General features: G+C 71.3%; 15 protein-coding genes and 1 pseudogene. 6 read left to right on the top strand and 10 right to left on the bottom strand.

All coding sequences use genetic code 11. From position 1 onward, the window contains the following. Positions 1-45: 45 nt before the first annotated feature. Positions 46-1,011 carry a TNT domain-containing protein gene (locus ACIA5G_RS36945; protein ID WP_395931838.1) on the top strand — a complete coding sequence of 322 codons (966 nt, stop codon included), beginning with the start codon at positions 46-48 and terminating at the stop codon, positions 1,009-1,011. Continuing rightward, positions 1,011-1,271, top strand: a complete 261-nt coding sequence (locus ACIA5G_RS36940; RefSeq protein ID WP_003105220.1) for a hypothetical protein — start codon at positions 1,011-1,013, stop codon at positions 1,269-1,271. The genes ACIA5G_RS36945 and ACIA5G_RS36940 overlap by 1 nt, the downstream gene beginning before the upstream one ends. Before the next feature lie 24 nt (positions 1,272-1,295). Here ACIA5G_RS36940 and ACIA5G_RS36935 read toward each other — a convergent pair. Both ACIA5G_RS36935 and hisN read right to left on the bottom strand, forming a co-directional pair. Beyond that, positions 1,296-4,537: pseudogene (locus ACIA5G_RS36935) on the bottom strand (GH92 family glycosyl hydrolase). Between the two features lie 136 nt (positions 4,538-4,673). Beyond that, positions 4,674-5,459 carry a histidinol-phosphatase gene (hisN, locus tag ACIA5G_RS36930; protein ID WP_395931836.1) on the bottom strand — a complete coding sequence of 262 codons (786 nt, stop codon included), beginning with the start codon at positions 5,457-5,459 and terminating at the stop codon, positions 4,674-4,676. 42 nt (positions 5,460-5,501) lie between these two features. Here hisN and ACIA5G_RS36925 point away from each other — a divergent pair, with 42 nt between their 5' ends. Continuing rightward, the gene (locus ACIA5G_RS36925) at positions 5,502-6,197 is read left to right on the top strand and encodes a response regulator transcription factor (RefSeq protein WP_395932280.1); all 696 of its coding nucleotides are present in this window, start codon (positions 5,502-5,504) and stop codon (positions 6,195-6,197) included. Positions 6,198-6,199: 2 nt separating this feature from the next. After that, on the top strand, positions 6,200-7,483 hold the full coding sequence (locus ACIA5G_RS36920; protein WP_395931834.1) for an ATP-binding protein: 1,284 nt from the start codon (positions 6,200-6,202) through the stop codon (positions 7,481-7,483). A 1-nt stretch (position 7,484) separates the two neighbouring features. Here the strand turns inward: ACIA5G_RS36920 and ACIA5G_RS36915 are convergent, their stop codons facing one another. Beyond that, complete coding sequence (locus ACIA5G_RS36915) at positions 7,485-8,615, bottom strand: FAD-dependent oxidoreductase (protein WP_395931832.1); 1,131 nt, start codon at positions 8,613-8,615, stop codon at positions 7,485-7,487. 70 nt (positions 8,616-8,685) lie between these two features. Here ACIA5G_RS36915 and ACIA5G_RS36910 point away from each other — a divergent pair, with 70 nt between their 5' ends. Then, complete coding sequence (locus ACIA5G_RS36910; RefSeq protein WP_395931830.1) at positions 8,686-9,372, top strand: TetR/AcrR family transcriptional regulator; 687 nt, start codon at positions 8,686-8,688, stop codon at positions 9,370-9,372. Between the two features lie 89 nt (positions 9,373-9,461). Here ACIA5G_RS36910 and ACIA5G_RS36905 read toward each other — a convergent pair whose 3' ends face one another. The 7 genes from ACIA5G_RS36905 to ACIA5G_RS36875 all read right to left on the bottom strand — a co-directional run bounded on the left by ACIA5G_RS36905 (position 9,462) and on the right by ACIA5G_RS36875 (position 16,811). Next, positions 9,462-10,094 carry a LuxR C-terminal-related transcriptional regulator gene (locus tag ACIA5G_RS36905; protein ID WP_395932278.1) on the bottom strand — a complete coding sequence of 211 codons (633 nt, stop codon included), beginning with the start codon at positions 10,092-10,094 and terminating at the stop codon, positions 9,462-9,464. Between the two features lie 100 nt (positions 10,095-10,194). Further along, complete coding sequence (locus ACIA5G_RS36900; RefSeq protein WP_395931828.1) at positions 10,195-10,842, bottom strand: response regulator; 648 nt, start codon at positions 10,840-10,842, stop codon at positions 10,195-10,197. Positions 10,843-10,860: 18 nt separating this feature from the next. Further along, positions 10,861-11,715: an NAD(P)H-binding protein gene (locus tag ACIA5G_RS36895; RefSeq protein WP_395931826.1), complete on the bottom strand. Its 855-nt coding sequence runs from the start codon at positions 11,713-11,715 to the stop codon at positions 10,861-10,863. After that, positions 11,712-13,025, bottom strand: coding sequence for an MFS transporter (locus ACIA5G_RS36890; RefSeq protein WP_395931824.1), 1,314 nt, complete (start codon positions 13,023-13,025; stop codon positions 11,712-11,714). The genes ACIA5G_RS36895 and ACIA5G_RS36890 overlap by 4 nt, the downstream gene beginning before the upstream one ends. 499 nt (positions 13,026-13,524) lie before the next feature. Further along, positions 13,525-14,052 carry a GtrA family protein gene (locus ACIA5G_RS36885; protein ID WP_395931822.1) on the bottom strand — a complete coding sequence of 176 codons (528 nt, stop codon included), beginning with the start codon at positions 14,050-14,052 and terminating at the stop codon, positions 13,525-13,527. Positions 14,053-14,089: 37 nt separating this feature from the next. Next, the gene (locus ACIA5G_RS36880) at positions 14,090-14,599 is read right to left on the bottom strand and encodes a GtrA family protein (RefSeq protein WP_395931820.1); all 510 of its coding nucleotides are present in this window, start codon (positions 14,597-14,599) and stop codon (positions 14,090-14,092) included. 10 nt (positions 14,600-14,609) lie between these two features. Next, entirely contained in the window at positions 14,610-16,811 is a 2,202-nt protein-coding gene (locus ACIA5G_RS36875; RefSeq protein ID WP_395931818.1) for a sigma-70 family RNA polymerase sigma factor, read from the bottom strand. A 269-nt stretch (positions 16,812-17,080) separates the two neighbouring features. Between ACIA5G_RS36875 and ACIA5G_RS36870 the strand changes: the two genes are divergently transcribed. Next, a complete protein-coding gene (locus ACIA5G_RS36870) occupies positions 17,081-17,932 on the top strand; it encodes a GGDEF domain-containing protein (RefSeq protein ID WP_395931817.1) in 852 nt (283 codons plus the stop codon). Positions 17,933-17,990 lie beyond the last annotated feature (58 nt).

Here is a 17,990-nt window from a genome sequence, read left to right as displayed (position 1 = left end):
TCGTACTGGTGTGCCCGCGGGCACCGACCGAGCCGGAGGATGGGTGTGACCGAGCCTTCCGAGGCGGGCTCCGAACCGGTCGAGGCCGACCTCGACACCGGGCCGATCCAGCTGCCCGGCTACGGCTTGACGGACTCCGGCGCGTTCGAAGAGGCGCCGACCCCGCCCTCGGGCAACCCCGCGGCCTGGCCGCACGCGGTGTCGCCGCTGCTGCCGCCGTTCCCGCTGCCCCCGGCCCCGCCGGCGCCCGCCGCGCCGCCACCGCCGGTCGCCGGCCCACCGCCGGTGGCCGGTCCGCCGCCGAACCCGGGCTCGCCCGCGCCGTTGCCGCCGCTCGGTTCACCGCGCACGGAACGGGGCAGCGTCGTCGCGCTGTTCCTGGTGCACATGTTCCCGATCGGGCACCTGCCGGTCGCCATGGACAAGCCGGCGCTGCAGCTGCCGCTGCCCTACGACCCGTCCGGCTTCCCGCCGAACGACCACCCGGATGCCCGGCTGATCTTCGACGACCAGTCGCTGACCAACGTCACCGCGGGTTTCCGCCGGTCGCCGACCGCACCGCCGCGGCCGGTGCCGGCGCACCTGACCGCCGGATACGTCCCGTATGCCCGGGCGACGCAGGCGGTGTGGATCCGCCGGTTCGTCGTCGGGCAGAGCCCGCTCGGGCCCGAGTACGCGTGGCCGCCGGGGGAGCAGTTCCCCGAGTGCGGCTTCGACCCGGCCGAGCCGGTGATGGTGCCGGCCGACACCGTGCTCGACCGCTTCGGCCCGGCGTACGGGCGGGTCTTCTTCGCCGACGGCACGCCGTTCACGGAACGCTCGCTGCCGCCCGGGATGCTGGACGCCGAGTACCGCCGGTACGTCGTGGTGCGCGCGGTGCCGATGTGGCGGTCGGAGGCCGCGAACTGGTTCGGCCAGGTCGGCGGCGGCACCCGGTACCGTGCGCTGCTGGGGGCGGACGAGCTCGTCACCCTCGGCTACCTCGCCGAGGCCAAGGGGGAAGAGGACTGATGAACACCCAGTCGATCCAGCGCTGGCTCGGCGTGCTGGGCGTGCCGCCGGAGGTCGTCTCGCTCGGCGCCGAAGTCGACAACGCCTGGTGCCTGATGCAGGGCGAGGACGAGGCGTGGGAGGTGTTCTGGCGGGAGCAGGGCAACCGCTACGACTGGGCGCGGTTCACCAGCGAACAGGTGGCGTGCCACTACCTCTTCGGCCGGCTGGCCTGGGCGCAGGTCGCCCGCGGCGCCGTCGGCCTGCTGCCCGGGTCGTGACACCGCACGACCCGGGCAGGCCGGTCAGCTCACCGCGTAGGTGAACACGTGCGCCGCGCCGGCTCCGGTCGACGTCGGCAGGGTGATGCTGCGAACCCGCTTCGCCGGATCCAGGGCGATCGGGGCCGTCGCGAACAGGTACGACGTGTACGGCCGCTGCAGCCGGAACATGTACCTCGGGAACGCCGAGTTCACGTATGGCACCTGCGCGACGACGGTGTTCCCGAACTGCGGTGTCTCCTCACCGCCCTTGAGCAGCCACTCCGACAGGCCCAGCGAACCCTGCTGGGTCGAGCCGTCGGTGTAGGTGACCGTCACGTCGCCCCGGGCGTCGCCGCCGGTCGCCGAGCCGAGGAACGACAGCTTCGTCGCGCCCGCCGGAGCGTCCACCGCAAACGTTTGCCCCGAGGCGATCACGTTGTCCGGCGAACCCGCCGGGCTCGGCGGCCAAGTGAACTCCCGCACCTTCGCGCCCGGCGTGATGCCGCTTGCCGCGAGCCCCTGGGCGGAGTAGGCGAACTGGCCTGGGTAGAGGTCGGTCTCGCCGAAGTCGCCGTACTGGACGAACCGGTCGTCCGTGACGCCGACGTTCGTGTCCGCCGCGTGCAGCGTCCCCGGCTTCCCGACCGTCACCGGCAGGTATGCGGGCAGCTGCCCGCCGAACTCCACCGGCACGCTCGTGAACGCGTCGGGCGACCCGGCGGCGGCCGTGACGCGAACCTGCTGGGAAGCCGTCCCGTGCGCGCCCACCGTGAGCGTGCCGCTCGACGGCGTCACGATGATCCCGGCCGGCGGCTTCGCGTGCCAGGTCACTTTGCCTTGGCCGGTGATGCCTTCGGCGATGACGGTCGCGGACGTCGAGCCGCCCGGGGCGACGACGACGCGGCCCGGGCCGACCCGGCCGCGCACCGGAACCTCGCCGTCGCGGAAGGATGGCGGCGCGTCCGAAGCACCAGAGCCCCACGACGTCGGCGACGTGCCGAGCGTGAAGTCCAGCCGGCCGCCGTTCACCGCGAACGACTCCGGCAGCCACGGCTTGGTGCTCGGTTTCCCGTTCACCTTCAGGCTGTTCACGTACTTCACCGAGCTGGACGCGCCGGGCGCGGTGATCGTGATCCGCTGCCCGGTCGCGCGGGTCAGTGTGATCTTCGGGAACATCGGGCTGGCCAGCACCATTTCGGCACGCCCGGGCGCCTCCGGGTACATGCCGAGCGCCGCGAAGACGTACCACGCCGACGTCGCGCCGAGGTCGTCGTTGCCGGGCAGGCCGTCCTCGGTCGGCTTGAAGAGCAGCTCCGCCGAGCGGCGCACGATGTCCTGCGTCTTCGACGGCGCGCCCGCGTACGCGTACTCCCACGGCACCTCGAACGACGGCTCGTTCGACATGAACGCGTACGGCGAACTGGCGTCGCTGTTCAGCTTCGTGAAGAAGAAGTCGAGACGCTTCTTCACGGCGTCGTCGCCGCCCATCGCGTCGAAGAGCCCGCGGACGTTGTACGGCACCATCCATGTGTACTGCGCCGCGTTCCCTTCCTGGTAGCGCATTTCCTGGTACTCGGCGGGATCGAACGGCGAGAGGAACTGGCCGTCGCGCATCCGCGTCTGCAGGTAGCCGGTGGCCGGGTTGTAGACGTTCTCCCAGTACTGCGCGCGGGTCATGAACTGCTGGTACGTCTTCGGATCGCCGAGCCGCTGGGCCAGCTGCGCGATGCCGAAGTCGGCGGTCGTGTCCTCGAGCATGTCCGAGACGTTGTTGGGGTGGTAGCCCAGCGTCTGGTAGTCGGACAGCCCGGGGCGCTCGAGGGCGCGTTCGCCCGCCTGCTGGACGCGGGTGGCGCCGTTGACCATCGACTTCAACGCTTGTGACGCGTCGAAGTCCGTGGCGCCGAAGGCGTAGGTGCTGGCGATGATCGAGTGGTACGGGTCGCCGCCCATCACGCCCATGAAGTCGTTGTTCTGCGACCAGCGGTCCCAGATCCCGCCCGCCTGGTTCGCCTGGTTGAGCATCGACTGCGCCATGTCGGCGGCCTCGTGCGGGGCGAGCATCGACAGCAGCTGGACCTCGTCGCGGTAGGTGTCCCAGCCGGAGAAGTTGGCGTACTGCGCGTGGCCCGGTTTGGTGCGGTGGATCGCCTTGTCGAAGCCCGGGTAACGACCGTCCACATCGGAAAGACGTTCGGCTGCAGAAGCGTGTGGTAGAGCGCGGTGTAGAAAGTCCTGGTGGCCGCGTCCGTGCCGCCTTCGACGGTGATCTGCTTCAGCCGGTCGTTCCAGGTCCGGCGAGCGTCGTTCTTGACGGTGTCGAAGGAAGCGCCGCGCTGTTCGGCCGCGGCGTTGAGCCTCGCCCCGGCCGCGTCCACATAGGACAATCCGACGCGCACCTGGACCGGCTTGGCGGGGTCGAAGGTCAGGTAGGCGCCGGAGCCGCCGTCGGGGGTGACGACCTGCTTGTCCCACGTCGTCTTGCTGAGGTCGCTGCCGCGGGCGGTGGTGCCGCCGGGCGTCACGGTGGCGTTCTGCCAGGTCCCGGACGTCGTGAACGGCTGGTCGAACGACGCCGAGAAGTAGACCTTGTACGTGTTGGGGCCGCGGCAGAAGTGGCCGCTGGAGACCCAGCCTTCGACGGTCCGCTTGGCCGGGTCGACCGTCACGGCGGCGTCGTCACTGCCCATCGCGGACTGCGCGACGTCGATGAGCAGCGTGGCGGGGGAGTTCTTCGGGAAGGTGAAGCGGCCCATGCCTGAACGCTGGGTCGCGGTCAGCTCGGTGGTGATGCCGGAGTCCGTCTTCACCTTGTAGTAGCCGGGTGACGCAGATTCGTTCGCATGGCTGAACGTGGGGAAGTACTTGGTGGCGTCGACGGCGGGCGAGGTGCCGATGGTGCCGGCGAACGGCAGGAACGGGACGTCGCCGGCCGCGCCACCGCAGCCGGCGCCGTTGAAGTGGGTGAGGCTGAAGCCGCGGAGCCGGTTTTCTTCCCAGGCGTAACCGCCGTCACGGTCGCGGGCGTAGTAACGGCCCTGCCCGGTGGGCGGCTTGGGCTGCAGCGGCGTGTCGGGGCTCCACTGGACCATGCCGAAGGGGACGTCGGCGCCGGGGAAGGTGTCACCGGCGTAGGTGTTGGTCTCGGGGGTGCCGCCGGCCTTCGCGCCGACGAACGGGTTGACGTAGGCGGCGAGGTCGCGGCTCTGGGTTTCCGCGAGTGCGGGGCTGGCCACGGCGGTGACCAGGGGAATGACCAAAGCCGCGGTGACGACTCTGCGCATGCTCTTCCTCCCGGGGTGAGCGGGCCTACCCGGGCTGACAACGTTGTCAGAAAGCAGGGGTGACCCGGCGAGCACCCGGAGTGAACCACCGGTGGTTCAGACCGGTCAAGAAGTGCCCGCCAGGCGGCGTATCCCGTCAGCGCTTGAGGATCGCCAGCGCCTCGTCGTGCAGGCGGCCGTTGGTCGACAACGCGCTCCCGTTGTCGTAGCGCCCGACGCCGTCGAGATCGCTGAACCGCCCGCCGGCCTCGGTCACGATCACCTGCGCCGCCGCAACGTCCCACGGGTTCACGATGCACTCCGCCGCGACGTCCAAAGCGCCTTCGGCCACCAGCACGTGGTGCCAGAAGTCGCCGAACGCGCGGGACTCCCAGCACGCGTCGACCAGCTCCAGGTACTTCTCGCGCGAGTGGTGCTCGCGCCACGAGTTCACGTCCGTCGTGGACAGATAAGCGTCCGAAAGGGACGAAACACCGGAAACCGACAGCTGCCGCGTGCCGGCCGAGTCGGACGAGAACGTGCCCGAACCCGTGGCGGCCCACCAACGGCGGCCCAGCAGCGGTGCGCTGATCATGCCCACCACCGGGTCGCCGTCGACGACCAACGCGATCAGGGTCGCCCAAACGGGTACACCCCGCAGGAAGTTCTTGGTGCCGTCGATCGGGTCGAGCACCCACGCGCGGCCGGTCGCCGCCGAGCCGCCGCGCTCCTCGCCCAGCACCGCGTCGTCCGGGCGCTCCGAAGCCAGCAACGACCGGATCGCGTCCTCGACCGCGGTGTCCGCGTCGGTCACCGGCGTGCGGTCGGGCTTGCGCTCGATCCTCAGGTCCAGCGCGCGGAACCGCGCCGTGGTGATCGCGTCGGCGGCATCCGCCAGCCGGGTGGCGAGGTCCAGATCATCTCCGTAGCCAGGCACGGTCACGATGGTTTCACGCCTCAGAGCCGTAGAGTCGACCAGGTGAGCATGGTCCTACTTGCCGAAGACGATCCGGCCATCGCCGAACCGCTCTCCCGCGCCCTCGAACGTGAGGGATACGAGATCCACGTCGTCACCGACGGTCCTTCGGTGCTCGACGCCACCGCCGCCCAGCGCGTCGACCTGCTCGTGCTGGATCTCGGCCTGCCCGGGATGGACGGCCTGGAGGTCTGCCGCCGCCTGCGCGCCAACGGAACCGAGCTGCCCGTCCTGATGCTCACCGCCCGCACCGACGAGGTCGACTTCGTCGTCGGCCTGGACGCGGGGGCCGACGACTACGTCGCCAAGCCGTTCCGGCTGGCCGAGCTGCTCGCCCGGATCCGCGCGCTGCTGCGCCGCCGGGTGCCCGAGGTGCTCGAGGCCGGCGGGGTGCGGATGGACCTCGGCGCCCGGCTGGTCACCGTCGACCTGCACGAGGTGCAGCTGGCGAACAAGGAGTTCGAGCTGCTGCGCGTCCTGATGAGCCGCGCCGGGCAGGTCGTCAGCCGCGACGAGATCCTCGCCGAGGTCTGGAACGACCTCGAGTCGAAGACGTCCAAAACGCTCGACATGCACATGTCGTGGCTGCGGCGGAAGCTCGCCATCGCCGCCGACGAGGCCGCCGGCCGCAGCAGCAAGACCCACGACGGCGAACGGCGGATCGCGACCGTCCGCGGCGTCGGTTTCCGGTTCAACGCCGAATAACCGTGCGCCGTCGCATCCTGCTGGCCATCCTCCTGGCCGTCGCGGTCACCGCGGCGGTCCTCGGCATCCCGCTGGGCATCGTGGCGAGCTGGCAGATCGAGTCGAGCTACCGGGAGACGCTCGCGGAGAACGCCCGCGCGGCCGCGGCGATCCTCGACACCGAGATCGCCAACGGCCAGGAGATCGACCTCGACCAGGTGCGCGCGGCGGTCCCGGCGAACGGGCTGCTGACCGTCCGGGCGAGTGGCCAGAAGGAGAAGCGCTACGGCAACAGTCCCGGTCCCGACACCGTCACCGAGACGGCCGACCTGGCCCGCGACGGCAAGGTCGAGATCGCCGTCCCGGCCGGCCCGATGCACGAGCGGCAGACCACGGTGACCCTCGTCGTCATCCTGCTGGTGCTGCTGTCGATCGGCACCGGCGCGGTGGTGGCGATCGCGACGGCGCGGCGGCTGGCGAAGCCGCTGCGGCACGTCGCCGAACGCGCGTCCCGGCTCGGCGGTGGTGACTTCCGGCCCGACCCGAGCCGCTACGGCGTTGGTGAGCTCGACATGGTCGCCGAGGCGCTGGACGCGTCCGGCACCGCGCTCGCCCAGCTCGTCCAGCGGGAACGCCAGCTCGTCGGCGACGTCTCGCACCAGCTGCGCAGCCGGCTGACGGCGTTGCAGCTGCGGCTGGAACCGCTCACCGTGCACCCGGACGACGAGGTGGCCGACGAGTCGAAGGCCGCCCAGGAACAGGCCGACCGGCTCGCCGAGGCCCTCGACGAGCTGCTCGCGGCGGCGCGCGCGGCCCGCGAGGTCGGCGCGGAACCGGTGGACCTGCCCACGCAGCTGCCCCAAATGGCGCAGGAATGGCGAGAGCTGCTTCGCTCGGAGGGCCGCAACCTTCGGACGCGCGTGGCCGACGGCCTGATGGCGCGGGCGACGCCCGGTCGTCTGCGTGAGGTCATCGGCGTGCTGCTGGACAACGCGCTGCGCCACGGCTCGGGCACGGTCAACCTGGTTGCTCGGCGTGGTGACGCCGAGGGCACCGTGGTGGTCGAGGTCAGTGACACCGGCTCGGGGGTGCCGGACGAACTCGCCCCGCACATCTTCGAACGCGGCTTCTCCGGCGGCGGCTCCACCGGCGTCGGGCTGGCACTGGCCCGCGCGCTGGTCGAAGCCGACGGCGGCCGCCTCGAGCTGTCGAACCGCCGTCCGGCCGTGTTCAGCCTGTTCCTCAAGGTCCCGCGGCCCAGCGACGTGCCCGAAGTGCGCTGGCCCGCCGAACGCGTGCCCCGCTGAGTCAGGCCGGCACGTTTCCGGTGAGCAGGCCGATCAGGCTGTCGGGCGTGTTGTCGCCGAAGCACAGCTCGAAGTCGCGGACGGCTTCGGTGGTCGCTTCGGTGCTGCGGGCGACCAGGGTCTGCTCGTAGGCGGTGAGCGCGGCCTCGACGTCGCCGGGATGCGCGGCGAGGGCCTCACCGAGCTCGGCGCCGTCCTCCATGGCCGAGTTGGCGCCTTCACCGTTCGGGACCGAGAGGTGCGCGGCGTCGCCGAGCAGGGTCACTCCCGGCGCGCGGTCCCACCGGTGCCCGGGCGGCAGCGTGTTGAGCTGACGCAGGACCGGCGCGGTCTCGCCGTCGGTGATCAGCGCGGTGAGCTCCGGCGCCCAGCCCTCGAACTCCGCCACGATCCGCGTGGTGGCCGCGGCGGTGTCGGTGAAGTCGATTCCGGCGAACCAGTCCTGCGGCTTCGCCAGGATCACGTAGGTGTGGAGGTTCCCGCCGCTCTCGCGGTGCGCCAGGATGCCCTTCCCCGGTTCGACCGAGAACAGCGCGCCGCCGCCGACGGCCTTCGCGCTGGCCGGGTGCCGGTTGTCGGCGTCGAACAGGTAGGTCTCGATGAACGACGTCCCGGCGTAGGCGGGCACCGCGTCCGAAAGCAGCGGCCGGACCCGTGACCACGCGCCGTCCGCGCCGACGAGCAGGGTCGTGACGTCGGTGCGGCCGTCGGCGAACGTCACTTCGTGGCGGCCCTCGCCGAGGGCGCGGACGCCGGTGACCTTGTGGCCCCACCGGACGGTGCCCTCGGGGAGCGAGTCGAGCAGGAGCCCGCGCAGCTCGCCGCGCTGCACTTCGGGACGGACGCCGGTGCCGTCGTCGGGTTCGTCGAGCAGGACGGCGCCGTGCCGGTCGAGGACTCGTGTCGCTTCGCGGCCCTCCAGGACGAGCTCGCGGAACTCGTCGAACAGGCCGGCGGCCCGCAACGCGCGCTGGCCGTTGTGCTCGTGGATGTCGAGCATCCCGCCCTGCGTGCGGGAAGTCGGGGAGGGCTCGGCCTCGTAAACCGTGGTGGAGATGCCGTGGACGTGCAGGACTCGGGCGAGCGTGAGGCCGCCGAGTCCGGCTCCGATGATCGTGACGGGGGTCTGCATGGTGCTGCTCCTCTCTCTGGAACGTTGTTCCAATCTTGGAACGGCGTTCCAGATATGTCAAGATGGAGCCATGGTTACGCGGACGCGGCGCACGGAGGCGCTCTCCCGGGAGCGGATCGTCGAGGCCGCCGTCGAGGTGCTCGACGAGGCGGGCGAGAACGGGCTGACGTTCCGGGTGCTGACCGAGCGCCTCGCCACCGGGGCCGGCGCGATCTACTGGCACGTCGCGAACAAGGGCGAGCTGCTCGCCGCCGCGACGGATGCCGTGGTCGCCGCCGCGCTGGCCGTCGAGCCCGCGGAGCCGCCGGAGGGGGTTCGCGCCGTCGCGCTCAACCTGTTCGTCGCGATCGAGAACCACCCGTGGCTCGCCACGCAGCTCTCGGCGCAGTTTTCGCGCAGCCCCTGGGGAGCGGTGGCGCCGCGGATCTTCGAAAGTGTCGGCCGCCAGGTCCGCGCGCTGGGAGTCCCCGAGGACAGCCTGTTCACCGCGGGCTCGGCGCTGGTGCACTACATCCTCGGCGCCGCCGGCCAGAACGCCGCCAACACCGCGAACGCCCGCGCGCTCGGCCCCGGGATCGACCGGGCCGGGTTCCTCGACACCGTGTCGAAGGCGTGGGAAGGGCTCGACCCCGACGACTACCCGATCACGCGGGCCCTCGCGAAGCAGGTGCGCGACCACGACGACCGCGAGCAGTTCCTCGCCGGCGTCGACCTGGTGCTCGCCGGGATCACCGCGGTGCACGCACTTGACAAGTAGCTAGCCGGGCTCGGCCATGACCTGCAGGACGAACCCGGCTCGCGCAGGCATGCCCAGGCCGGTCTGCAGGCCGGCTGGGCGATCCTTGGTCAGATCAGCCCTTCACGCAGGGCGTACGCAACCGCGTGCGAACGGTTGCGCAGCTGGAACCGGTTGGTCACGTCGTGCAGGATGCTCTTCACCGTCCGCTGCGAGTAGCACAGCTGATCGGCGATCTCCTGCGTTGAATATCCCGCCGCGACGAGCCGGAGCACTTCGGTTTCCCGGTTGCTCATGCCGCCCAGGTGCAGGCCGCGCGGCTGGAGCACCTGGCGCTGCAGGCGGGAAACCCGGTTCAGCAGCCGGCCGAGGAGGTCGGGCGGCAAGGCCCCCTCCCCGGCCGCGGCGGCCTTGACCAGCCGGACGAGCACCTCTGGCCCGGCATCGGCGCGGCGGGCGACCGCGCAGACGCCGTGCTCGACGGCGTTGAGGATCTCGTTGTCGTCGACCTCGCCCGCGACCAGCACGATGCGGGTGAAGCCCTGGTGGTGGAGCGCGGACAGCAGCCGGGTCATCGGCTCGTCGAGCCGGTCGGTGACCAGCAGCGCGACCATGCCCGGGTCGGCGGACTCCGCGTCCACCACCCGGACCTCGTCACGCGAACGCAGCGCCATGCAGACGCCGTTGTGCAGGATCGGGTCGGTGGCCCGGACCACCACCGGCGTCCTGTCGGATTCGAACATCGTCACCCATCCCCCTCGAACGGTGCAGGCCTCCAGCCTGCCCGCCGGGGTGTCCCGGGCGCATGGGACCGGCGTCCCGATGTTGCCCGGAGGGGTGCCCTCAGGACCGCCCGAGCCCGGCGTCCCTGGCCCGGACGATCGCCTCGGCCCGGTCGGCGACGTGGAGCTTGGCGAAGACGTTCGAGATGTGGTTGCGCACCGTTTTGGGGCTCAGGCACAGCGTCGTCGCGATGACGGAGTTGCTGTGCCCGGCCGCGATCAGGGACAGGACCTCACGCTCGCGTCCGGTCAGCTCCGGGAACACCGGTTCGCTGGCCGTCGGCTGGTTGAAGAAGGCGAGCACGCGGTTCGCGATGTCGGGGCCGAAGATGGCCTCCCGCCGGGCGACCGCCCGGACGGCGCGGATGATCTCGTCCGGCTCGGCGTCCTTGAGCAGGTAACCCCGGGCACCGGCGCGCATCGCCGCGAAGACCGACTCGCTTTCGTCGGCCATCGTCAGCATCAGCACGCCGGTGTCCGGGCTCGCGGTCACGATGTGCCGGGTCGCCTGGATTCCGGAGAGGTCGGGCAGGTGGAGGTCCATGACCACCACGCCGGGCCGCAGCGCGGCCGCGGCTTCGACGGCGTTGACACCGGTCGAGGCCTCGCCGACCACCTCGATCCCGGCTTCGGCGTCGAGCAGCGTGGAGACGCCGAACCGGAACAGGGGATGGTCGTCCACGACGAGGACACGCAGGCCGTCGGCCATCCGGTCACCTCCCCGCCGTCACCCCCGGTAATGGTAGGTGAACGCGGCCGCATTCTCACGCGCCCAATTCGCGAAGGTCAGCGGCGGCCGGCCGAGCAGCCGTTCGACGGTGTCGAAGACGACGTGCTCGTGGCCGGCGGACTCACGCTTGAGGGCGAAAAGACCGTCGACGGCCTTCGCGGGCCAGCCGTGCATCCGGATCATGCGGTCACGAGCGGCACTTTCGGGTTCTTCGACATATTTGATCGGCCGGCCGAGCGCTTCGGCCAGGATCGCCACCTGCTGCCCGGTGGTGAGGGCTTCGCCGCCGGTGAGCTCATACGTCGCACCTTCGTGGCCGGACGTCGTGAGGGCGAGCGTCGCGACCGCGGCGATGTCCCGGACGTGGACCAGCGCGGACGCCGGGTCGGTGTCGGGCGCGTACACAGCGTTTTCCTCGCGGACCGAACCGAGCCACGCGAACCGGTTGTCCATGAACGCGCCGGGCCGCAGGATCGTCCACGCGGGACCGGCTTCGCGGATCGCCTGCTCGGCTTCGGCGTGGGCGCGGGTGATCACGTCGTTCTGTCCGAAGTGGACACCCGTGGTGGACAGCTTGACGAGGTGGGTGGCGCCGGCGCGAGCGGCGGCCTGGGCGACCGCTTGTTCGCGGTCGGCGCTGTGGCCCTGGGTCAGCACGAACACGCGGTCCGCGCCGTCGAGCAGTGCGGGCAGGTCGGCGGTGTCGAGGTCACCCCGGACGACTTCGGCCCGCGGGTCGATGCGCGCGTGGTCCGGGTCGCGGGTCAGGGCGCGGACGGCGGCGCCGGTGTCGAGCAGGGCGGGGACGAGGGCGCGGCCGACCTTGCCGGTGGCGCCGAGGACGAAGATCATCGGGATTCTCCTTTTTCGCGGAGGGGTACGTGCGGGAGTGCGAAGGCCGTGACGACGGCGAGCGCGAGCACGGGCAGCAGGCTGAGGAACACGCCGTGGGTACCGGCGTTGTAGGCGAACCCGAGCGCGACCGGGCCGAGCCCGGAACCGAGCGCGCGGGCGAGGTTGACCGCGGCGGCAACCGCGCCACGGTCCGCAGATGGCGCGGTGTTCTGCGTGGCCATCGCGAGCACCTGCAGGTTGAGCCCGGCCGCGAGCCCGAAGACGACCAGGCAGCCGAGGACGACCTGCAGCGGGCTGTGCTCGTCCAGCATCGTGAGGCCGAGGACCGCGAGCAGGCCGAGCGTCATGCTGAGCCGTGGTGCCCAGCGGTAGGCGCCGGTGCGGGTGATGACCCGGCTCGCGACGGCGGACGAGACCGCGACGGCGATCGTCATCGGCACCAGCCGCAGCCCGCCTTCCGCCGGACCGGCGTCGGCCTGCAGGAAGACCGCGACGTAGTTGATCGAGCCGAGGAAGGCGAACCCGGCGAGCACGCTGAGCACGACGGACACGGTGAACGTGCGGTCTCTGAAGAGACGTAGTGGCAGCACGGGCGCTTCTGCCCTGCGTTCGATCAGGACGAACGCGACGGCCGCTGCCGCGCCGAGGCCGATCGACCACGGCGTCAGCAGGGTGAACCCGGTGATCGTCACGCCCAGCAGGACCACACCGGCGAAGTCGAACGGAGCTTCTCTCCGTCGTCGTGGCAGGTCGAGGTTCTTGAGCAGGGCGAGGGCGACCAGGCCGAGCGGCAGGTTGACCAGGAAGATCGACCGCCACCCGGCCACGTCGGTCAGCAGGCCGCCGACCACCGGCCCGGCGAGTGAGGCGACGGCGAAGCAGATCGAGAACCACCCGAAGTACTTCGCGCCTTCGCGAGGCGTGAACATTTCGCCGAGCGAAGCGCCGACGGAGACGAAGAGCCCTCCGGAGCCGGCGCCCTGCAGCACCCGCCCGGCGATCAGGAAGGTGGCCGACGGCGCCAGGCCGCAGGCGAGCGAGCCGAGCAGGAAGAGGGTGAGTGCGGCCAGGAGCACACGTTTGCGCCCGGCGACGTCACCGAGCTTGCCGTAGAGGGGAGCGGTGACGCTCCCGGCGAGCAGGTAGGCGGTGGTGACCCAGGCGTAGGCCCCGGTCCCGCCGAACTCGGCGGCGACCCGGGGGAGCGCGGTGGCGACGACCTGGGCGTCGAGCATCGCGAGGAAAACGGACAGGAACAGGCCTAGGAGGGCTGGATTTTGGGCGCGTTTCAGCGCAGTCGTGCTCAAGAAAAGGTCCTTGTTTCGTCAGAAGGGACGAGAGATGCGGACGCGGCTTCGGGCACGCGTCCCGTCGAGTCGGGAAAAGGCTCCATCGTCACCCGCGGACGGGTGCGACCTCTTCGCGCTCGGAAACCACCTCGAATCGTCCCGCTCGCCCGGCCGAACCCGGACGGCGTCCTCACGAAGGAACACTGACGAAGATGACCATAGACAACTACATGTCAAAAGACAAGTAGTTTAGGGCGGGCCAGTACGAGTTACGGCTCCAGTCACGCGAGTTACGTCCGCAATCACGCGAGATCCGCCGGGAATCACGCGTGATCCGGGAGGCATCACGCGTGTTGAAGCGGGCATCGGGCTGATGCCCGCTCAATCACACGTGATGCCCGCGCAGACACGCGCGATGCCCGCTCGATCACGGGTGATGCCGCTCCGATCACACGTGATCGGAGCCGGAAGTGGCGTGATGGAGGCCGGAACTCGCGTGATCGGGGCCGGAACTCGCTCAGTGCAGGCGGGTGACCTGGTCGCCGTCCCGCCGCCGCTGCCCCAGTTCGTCCGGAAAGACCCACTTCTTGAAACCCCAGAAGCGGAAGAACATCGCCAGCAGCATGCCGATGATCGACCCGCTCGCGAAGTCCGCGACCTCCTGCACCAGCCGCGTCACGTGCGGGACTTCGAGGTCGATCACGTACCGCGAGACGTACAGCGGGATCAGGTTCACCACCACGGCGATGCCGCTGATCACGAAGAACAGCGCGGCTTCGTGGTGGCGCTCGCGACCGCCGCGGGTGCGGAACGACCACTCGCGGTTGAGGATGTACGAGACGATCGTCGCGACGATGATCGCGATCGCCTTCGCGGTGGTCGGCTTCGACTCCAGCACCGAGAGCTTCAGCAGGTACCAGACGCCGTTGTCGACCAGGAACGTCGAGCCGCCCACGATCGCGAACTTCAGCAGCTCCCGGTGCTTGATCAGCACCGAACGCAGTGGTTCCGGCGTGCGCTTGAGCACGGTTTCCACAACGGTCACACCGTGCAGTCTAGAAGCACACGCCGTTTACTCGTGGTCAGGCGGCCTTGCGGCCGGGAATGTCCGGATCGTGCGCGGTTTCGGTGAGCTCTTCGCGCGGGCGCGCGGCTTCGTCCGGGAAGACCCATTTCTTGAACGCCCACCAGCGGAACGCCGTCCCCAGCAGCGTGCCGATGACGATGCCGCTGACGAAGTCGGCCACCTCGACGCCGAACGGCGACAGGTGCGGCGCCTGCAGGTCCAGGACGTACCGCGAGAACCACTGCGGCAGCGCGTTCAGGCCCAGCGCGATGCCGCTGATCAGGAAGAACAACGCGGCTTCGTGCGCCCGCTCCCGGCCGCCGCGGGTGCGGAACGACCACTCGCGGTTGGCGACGTAGGAGAAGATCGTCGCGACGAGCACGCCGACGATCAGCGCCGTCACCGGGTGGGTCCGCAGCACGGTGAACTTCAAGCCGTAGTTGACGGACATCGTGATCACGAAGCTGATCCCGCCGACAACGGCGAAGCGGAGGAGCTCGCGATGCTTTTTCAGCAGCTCGCGCACCGCGCGGACGCTACCCGGTCAGCCAGCCGAATCGGTTCTCGGGGGTGACGGTCGGCCGCTGGTCGCCGGGCTTGCCGGTCGGGCGCGGCGGTGCGCTCGTCGTGGTCGTCGACGTCGGGGGTTCGGTTGTCGGCTTGGTTTCCGTGGTGGTCGCCGGCGGGGTGGACGACGGCTTCGACGGAGTCGGCTTCGTGGGCTTGGTCGGCGTGGTCGACGGCGGCGTGGTCGACGGCAGCGGGTCTTCGCCGCACCAGCGGTGGTAACAGCCGAAGTCCACGGTGACCGGCGCGGCCGCGGCCTTGCCGAGCTTCGCGTTGATCGTCACGCGCCCGTCCTCGGGACGGCCCTTCAGCCGCACCCACAGGTTGACGTGCTGCCCCGGGGCCAGCGCGCTCTTCGTTGTGCAGCTCGCGCCACCGTCGGTCGGCGTGCACGGGAAGCCGCGCAGGCTCCACCACTGCCACAGCGGGTGGTCGAAGGTGACCGTGACCGGCTTGGTCGTCTCGCCGGTGTTGCGGACACGTACGTAGACCAGCGGGTTGCGGGTCCAGGGGAACGCCGAGAGCCCGTCGCCCTGCGCTTCCAGGACCACCGCTTCCGGCGGCAGCTTCACGGTGACCTTGACGCTCACCGCGACGTTGATCTGCACCCCGGCGGTCACCGACCCGGTCACCGTGCCGCCCTGGGCGTCCTCGTCGGCCTGCAGCCGGAAGTTCAGCGTGGCGCTCTGGCCGGGCTGCAGGCCGGCACCGGTCTTGCAGACGACCGTGCCCTCACCGCCCGGGCAGTTCACCGAGATCGGCGCGCCGTCCTGCGCGAACGCCATCGGCGCGCCGCCCCCACCGGAGTTGACCGCGCGCACGCCCGGGGGCAGGTTCAGCGCGGCGGCCACCGGTTCGGACGGGCTGCCGCCGTCGTTGCGCACGGTGATCGGCAGGTTCATCGCGGTGCCGGGGCTCAGCTCGAGCCCGCCCGGCGGGGTGGTCGCGGACACCGACGGCGGCGCCGGAGCCGGCGGGGCCGGGGCGGGCGGCGGGGCCGGGGCCGGCGGCTCGACCGGTGGCGGAGCGGGCTCGACGGGCGGGGCCGCGGGCGGTGCGGGTGGAGCGGGCGGCTGCGGCGCGGGGGGAGCCGGCGGCTGGGGCTTCGGCGCCGGCGGCTGGACCGGCTGGACCACCGGCGGCGGCACCTGGGCCGCGACCGGGATGTCCTGCGTCCCGCCACCGGCGGTGAGCGCGATGACGACGGCCGCGACGACCGCCGTGCCGGAAGCGGCGACCCCGGCGAACTGGCGGGGCCCCGCGGCGGCGGCACCAGCGGCCGCGCCGGCCTTGCCCCCGGCTGCTGCAGCGCCGGCGGCGGCCGCACCCGCGGTCGCGGCGGTGGCCGCGCTGGCCTTGGCGGCGCCGATCGTGGCGAGGTAACCCAGCGCCGCACCGCCCAGGACGATCGGGGCGATGATCGCGCGCAGCCCGCCGTTGACGTCGGCGAGCTCCGCGGCCAGCCCGCGGCAGGCCTCGCACTCGTCCAGGTGACTCTCGACCTGCGCGCGTTCCCGCTTGGACAGCCCGTCGCGGGTCCACGCGCCGAGCCGCTCGGCGCAGGCGCGGCAGCGTTCTTCGGCGTTCTCCTGCAGGTGGACCTGCAGGTACGACTGCCGGAGCCCTTCGCGGGCGCGGTAGGCGAGCGCGGAGACGCCGTTCGCGGTCAGGCCCAGCAGCGGCGCGACCTCGGCCGGGCTCTGCTGCTCGATCTCGGTGTGCCAGAGCACCGCGCGCCAGCGTTCGGGCAGCCGCGCGAACGCCTTCGCGGCCATCGTCCGCTCGAGCCCCGCGACGGCGGTGTCGGAGAACTGCACGGTCAGCGCTTCGCCCGCGGCGCCGCCGACGTCGGTCATGTCCTCGTTGAGGTCGACGCGGCGTTCCTTGCGGGTGCGGTCGTACGCCGTGTGACGCAGCGCAGTCAGCAGGTACGCCCGGAAGGCGGTGTCCGGCCCCTTGCCGCCACGCAGCGTGTCGAGCACTTTCGCGAAGGCTTCGGACACCAGGTCGTCGGCTTCGGAGCTCGAACGGGCCAGCTGGCGGGCGAGGTTGTGCGCCGCACCGGTGTGACGTTCGTAGAGCGTGCCGTACGAGGCGATCTCCCCGGCGCGGACCTCCGCGATCAGCTCGGCGTCACTCTTTCCGCTGAGATCGGCGGGAACGGTGGACACGGCACTCCTCGGTCGGCTAGGGCCAGGACCTGCCATTACAGGCGAGCCCGGGACGCGAGACAAGTGTGACTGACCCTCCCCGGGTGGTCACGTCGTGGTGGGGGTGTTGACTCCGACGGCGCAGCAAAATCACCCACCCCCGGCCGGCACCGGGGAAAACCTTCTGAACAAAAACTCGCGAGTACGCGTCACGGCGTCCATCGGGGTACGTCCTCACCGTGAAGCATCGACCAAGATCGACACGGACCGGACGAAAGGGCGGGTGGCCAGTGGATCTTCCGGCTACCGGTACGCGATCCGGCTCCGGTGACGTCCCGCCCTCCGCCCACGCCGAGCGTGACCGGTCCCTGCGCACGCTGCGTGCGCGCTGGCGCACCGCCAGCCTGGCCGCGGGCTGGCGGTTCCCGAGCGACTGGGCCCTGCCCGAGGTCGACGCCGTCTGCGCGGCCGTGCTGGCCAAGGGCCGCGTCGAGGCCGCCGAAACGGCGTTGGCCGGACTGGCCAGGGCACGGGCGGCGGCCGGGGCGGGGCTCGCCGAAACCCTCGCCGATCTGGCCGCGCTGCACGCCGTCCTCGACGGCGGGGACGGGTTCGTCTCACCCGACGTCGACGCGACGCCGTCCCGGCTCCTCCGCACGACGGCGCTGGCCTGGGCCGACGTCGCCACCGACCAGCTCGTGCACACCGAGGTCACCGACCCGCTGACCGGCCTGCCCTCGGCCGCCTACCTGCGCACCCGGCTCGTCGAGGTCTACGGCGCCGCCGCCGCGCGTGAGCGGCCGGCCGCGGAGGACCACGTGCTGCTGGTCGTCTCTCTCGACCTCCGCACGGTCGCCGGGTTCCCGCGGCTGACCGGGATGATCCTGGTCGCGGACGCGCTGCGGGCGGTGTTCGACAGCGGGCAGAGCGTCGCTTCGCTCGGGCCGTCGGTCGTCGCCGCCCTGGTCTCGAAGGACGACGGAGTCGCCTCGCACGGCGTCGCGCTGCGAAGGGCGTTGCACGAGCGGTTGTCGGTCGACAGCCAGCTGGCGGACGCCGGCCGGCCCCGCGTCTCCGCCGTGCGGCTGCCCGCTACCCACGAACTGGCCTGTGACCTGCTGGCGCGCCTCGCGCGGGCGTAGTACATCCGAAAAGTCCGGTTCGTGCGGACCCTTCTGACCTGGATCGGGCCGGTCATGA

This window comes from Amycolatopsis sp. NPDC051758 (genome assembly GCF_044453095.1).
GTDB lineage: Bacteria > Actinomycetota > Actinomycetes > Mycobacteriales > Pseudonocardiaceae > Amycolatopsis.
Note: the sequence above shows the minus strand (reverse complement) of the source record. Positions and strands in the feature narration are given on the sequence as shown.